This window comes from Pseudomonas sp. R62, assembly GCF_000257605.1.
Classification (GTDB): domain Bacteria; phylum Pseudomonadota; class Gammaproteobacteria; order Pseudomonadales; family Pseudomonadaceae; genus Aquipseudomonas; species Aquipseudomonas atacamensis.
This window is the reverse complement of the sequence record NZ_JH635998.1, coordinates 677,811-682,287: the sequence shown is the minus strand read 5'-3', so window position 1 is coordinate 682,287 and position 4,477 is coordinate 677,811. Positions and strand designations below refer to the sequence as shown.

The following is a 4,477-nucleotide window of genomic DNA, read 5'->3' as shown; positions in this document are numbered from 1 at the left end:
GATGCGGGCGATTTGCGTCATGTGAATCTCCGTACGGGCCTTTAACCCGTCGTGGGTTGCAGCCGATCGACTTTCTTTATGCAGCCGTGTTGTGCAAAGTCAGGCTATGTAGCCCCGGTGTCATCGCCATGAACGTTCGGTGATGCTTATATGACAGCCCACAAGGAGGCGCCCATGCCCTGGACAGATCTGTTGCACCGCCGTGAACGCTTGCCCGCCGTTGCTGATCTGGCCGAGGGTTTTGCAACGTTGTTGCAGGCGCTGGGCAACGTCACGCCGTTCGAATTGGCGGTGGCCGGCGGGCGGCGAATGGCCACGCCGGGGCTGGCGTTTCTGGTGGGTTATCAGGCGGCGCTGCGCATGTTGTGGCCGAGCGCGCCGCTGAGCCTCGGCGCCTTGTGCGCGACCGAACAACGCAGCCTGCGCCCGGCCGATATGCAAACGCGGCTGAAAGATTTGCGCCTGAGCGGGCACAAGGATTTCGTCACCGCCGGCGACGCCGCCGACTGGTTATTGGTGGCTGCGCGCAGTGAGGAGCTTGGCGAACCACCGCGCCTGAGTCTGGCGGTGGTGTATCCCGGCGAGCCCGGCGTGAAGGTGGAAAAACTGCCGGCGTTGCCGTTGATGCCGGACATCAGCCACGGTCGCCTGCACCTCGACGGCGCCCTGTGCGAACTGCTCGCCGGCGACGGTTGGGACGCCTACGTCAAACCGTTTCGCAGCCTTGAAGATGTCTACGTGCTCAGCGCCATGACCGCGTGGTTGTACGGCGTCGGCCAGGACAACGACTGGCCGCAGGCCCTGCAATTGCGTTTGCTGGCGCTTCTGGCCGGGTGCGCCGAGGCCAGCCGGCAAGCGCCGAACAATCCGGCGGGGCATGTAGTGCTGGGCGGATTGTTTGCGCAGTTTGAATCACTCAAGACCGAGGTAGATCAGGCGTTGGTGCAGGGTGATCCTGCGTGGGCGGCGATGTGGCAGCGTGATCAAGGCGTGATGCAATTGGCTGCAGGGGCCCGGGCCAAGCGCTTGGCCAAGGCTCTTGCGTTGGCCTGACTGGCCTCATCGCGGGCAAGCCCGCTCCCACAGGTTTCAAAGGTGTTCATGAAATGTGTGTTCACTTGGGACCCCTGTGGGAGCTGGCTTGCCAGCGATGGCAATTTCATGGACGACCAACATCTAAAATTTGTCATAAACCCCGACTAGGCTCAGCAGGTTCATTCCCAGAGCGCCCACCATGTTCAAAGGCCTGTCGCTGTTCCTGCTGCTGATCAGCCTCACCGTCCGCGCCGAACAATGGCCCGGCGAGCAATGGCCCATCGCCCCGCAGATCACCGGCCCGGCTGCCCTGGCACTGGGAAACTACGCCTTCGCGCCCCGCAACGACGCCACCCGCGAAGGCATCCGCACCGACGCCTTGCTGATCATCCGCGACGGCCAGATCATTTACGAACGCTACGCCGCTCCGACCACTGCACAGACACCGCATCTGACCTGGTCGATCAGCAAAAGCCTGCTGGCAACGGTCCTCGGCGTGGCCTACGGCGAAGGCCGGTTCAAACTCGATGATCCGGCGCTGAAGTTCTACCCGACGCTGGACAAACACCCGGCGATCACCCTCGGCCATCTGCTGAACTGGGCCTCCGGTCTGGATTGGCAGGAGGACTACGAATACGCGCCGCTGAAATCTTCAGTGGTGGCGATGCTCTACACCCGCGGCCATCGCGACATGGCCGCATTCACGGCGGGCCACGACGCCTACGCCGCACCGGGTCACGCTTTCCGTTATTCCAGCGGTGACAGCAATCTGCTCGCCGCTGCCCTGAAAACCATGGTCGGCCCAGCACGTTATGTCGACTATCCGTGGACAGCATTGTTCGAGCCCTTGGGCATTCGCCACGCCGTGTGGGAAAGCGATGCCAGCGGCACCTTTGTCGCCTCGTCCTATGCCTATCTCACCGCGCGGGATCTGGCGCGGGTCGGTCTGTTGATGGCGCGCGGCGGGCGCTGGAACGATCGGCAGTTGCTGCCCGAGGATTGGCTCGCGTTCAACCTCACACCGTTTGCCGGCTACAAGGCGCATCAGGACGAAGCCGTACCCGGCGGCCATTGGTGGCTGAATCGCCCTGTCGATGGCGCACCATCACCATGGCCCGACGCGCCACCCGACACCTTCGCCGCCCTCGGCCACTGGGGCCAGGCGCTGTACGTGATGCCCAGCGAGAAACTGGTGATCGTGCGTTACGGCGATGACCGCGATGGCAGCTACCGGCACAACGAACTGCTCAAACGCGTGTTGCAGGCGGTGCGGCGATGAAGCGCTTTCTATTGTTGCTGTTGATCGTGCTGCTCGGCTGGGGTTGGTATGAGCGGGAGAATCTCTGGGCTTTCCCGGACATCATCAGCGCCTACACCGCCAAGGAATATTGCTCGTGTCGTTATGTGATGAACAACGACGCCGGGTATTGCCGTGGCTATGTGAAGCAATGGCTGCCAACCAGCGGTTTTACCGATGACGCTTCGAGCAAAACCATCACCGTCAGCGGCATGGGCCGCAGCAGCAGCGCGCAGTGGCTGAGCGAACGCCAGGGCTGTCGCCTGAATCCTTGAATTATCTGGTCTCCCCTGTGGGAGCGAGCCTGCTCGCGAAATCGTCGCAAGCCGCAATACATGCTGTGCGGGGAGCATTGCATTCGCGAGCAGGCTCGCTCCCACAGGGCTTGCAATAACTTGGCGGGCGGTTAAGGTTCGTGCAGGTTTATCGCCCCCACGAGTGTTCAATGTTCAACCGCTCCCTCTATACAACCTTCGCCAGTCTGCTGTTGACCGCCGTTGCGCTGCCGGCCCAGGCCAATTGGTACCTGGACGGCGAGTCGTCGCGGCTGTCGTTCGTCAGCACCAAAAATGCCAGCGTGTCGGAGGTGCAGCGCTTTCTGGTGCTGCACGGCAAGGTCGACCCCAACGGTCGCGCCGAGGTCGAAGTCGAGCTCGAATCGATCAACAGCGGCATCCCCCTGCGTGATGAGCGCATGCGCAAGGAGCTGTTCCAGATCGAGCAGTTTCCCGCAGCCACCATCACCACCCAGATCGACCTGCGTCCGATCAACGATCTGGCCCCCGGCGCGCAGCTGGAGTTGCGCCTGCCGCTGACCGTCAGCCTGCACGGCAAACAGCACGAATACCCGGCCGAGTTGCTCGCCACGCGTCTGGATGATCGGCGCTTTCAGGTGGTGACGCTGGAGCCGCTGGTGATCAACGCCGAGGATTTCGATCTGGCGCCTGGCCTGGAAAACCTGCGCAAACTCGCCGATCTGTCGGCCATCAGTCTGTCGGTGCCGGTGGGTGCGGTGCTGATTTTCACGGCGCGCTGACATGCGCGGTGCGGTGTTCCCCTGGCGTGACGGCAACCGTTTCGAACTGTTGATCGACGGTCCGCAGTTCTTTCCGCGCATGCTCGAGCACATCGCTGGAGCTTCAGAACAGATCGAACTGGAGCTGTACCTGGTCGAGGCCGGCGCCTGCGCCGAAGCCATCGTCCAGGCGCTGGTCGCGGCGGCGGAGCGCGGAGTGCGCGTGCGTTGCCTGTTCGATGATTACGGCAGCCTCGCGTTCACGCTGCATCTGCGTCAGCGCCTGACCCAGGCCGGGGTCGAACTGCGTTTTTACAATCGCCTGAGCTGGCGGCGCTGGGTCGGCAATTTCTATCGTGACCACCGCAAGTTGCTGCTGGTCGACCAATGCCTGGCCGTGGTCGGCGGCACCGGCGTGACCGATGAATTCTGGACGCCGGGCCATGATGTCAGCGAGTGGCACGAAGTGATGGTCGAGATCAGCGGCCCATTGGTGATCGATTGGCAATTACTGTTTGATCGCCAGTGGATCGCCAACCGTTACCGCCGCGCCTGGCGCCCGGCCGCGCATTTTGGTCTGCCACGTTTGCCGCGCGTGCCGGACAAGGGCGAGGGCATGGGCCGTGTGGCGTATGCCGACGCCCGCCAGCACCGCGATATTCTGCAATCGCTGTTTCGCGCGCTGAACAGCGGGCAAAAACGCATCTGGATGGCCACGCCGTACTTTCTGCCGACCTGGAAAATCCGCCGCTCGCTGCGCAAAGCCGCTGCACGCGGGGTCGATGTGCGGCTGTTGCTGACCGGGCCGCGCACCGATCACCCGTCAGTGCGCTACGCCGGACACCGCTACTACCCGCGCCTGCTCAAGGCCGGGGTGCAGATCTTCGAATACCAGCCGTGCTTCCTGCACCTGAAAATGGTTCTGGTCGACGAATGGGTAAGCATCGGTTCGTGCAACTTCGATCACTGGAATCTGCGTTTCAATCTGGAGGCGAATCTGGAAGCACTGGACCCGGCGTTGACGGCAGCGGTGGAGGCGAGCTTCGTGAAGGACTTCGGCTTGAGTCAGCTGGTGAGTCTGGAGGAATGGCAGCGCCGACCGTTGTGGCGGCGGGTCAAGCAGCGGGTGT

Annotated in this window: 5 protein-coding genes; all 5 read left to right on the top strand. The window is 62.8% G+C overall.

The window, feature by feature from the left end:
- Nucleotides 1-174: 174 nt before the first annotated feature.
- On the top strand, nucleotides 175-1,053 hold the full coding sequence (locus OQK_RS04550; RefSeq protein WP_016771323.1) for an acyl-CoA dehydrogenase family protein: 879 nt from the start codon (nucleotides 175-177) through the stop codon (nucleotides 1,051-1,053).
- A gap of 181 nt (nucleotides 1,054-1,234) precedes the next feature.
- Nucleotides 1,235-2,314: a serine hydrolase domain-containing protein gene (locus tag OQK_RS04545; RefSeq protein ID WP_016771322.1), complete on the top strand. Its 1,080-nt coding sequence runs from the start codon at nucleotides 1,235-1,237 to the stop codon at nucleotides 2,312-2,314.
- Nucleotides 2,311-2,607 (top strand): hypothetical protein, encoded by a 297-nt coding sequence (locus OQK_RS04540; RefSeq protein ID WP_016771321.1) that lies wholly within the window; start codon nucleotides 2,311-2,313, stop codon nucleotides 2,605-2,607. Before OQK_RS04545 ends, OQK_RS04540 begins: the two co-directional genes overlap by 4 nt.
- Before the next feature lie 170 nt (nucleotides 2,608-2,777).
- Nucleotides 2,778-3,368: a YceI family protein gene (locus tag OQK_RS04535; protein WP_016771320.1), complete on the top strand. Its 591-nt coding sequence runs from the start codon at nucleotides 2,778-2,780 to the stop codon at nucleotides 3,366-3,368.
- Between the two features lies 1 nt (nucleotide 3,369).
- A partial coding sequence (locus OQK_RS04530) for a phospholipase D-like domain-containing protein (protein WP_016771319.1) occupies nucleotides 3,370-4,477 on the top strand: 1,108 nt, incomplete at its 3' end.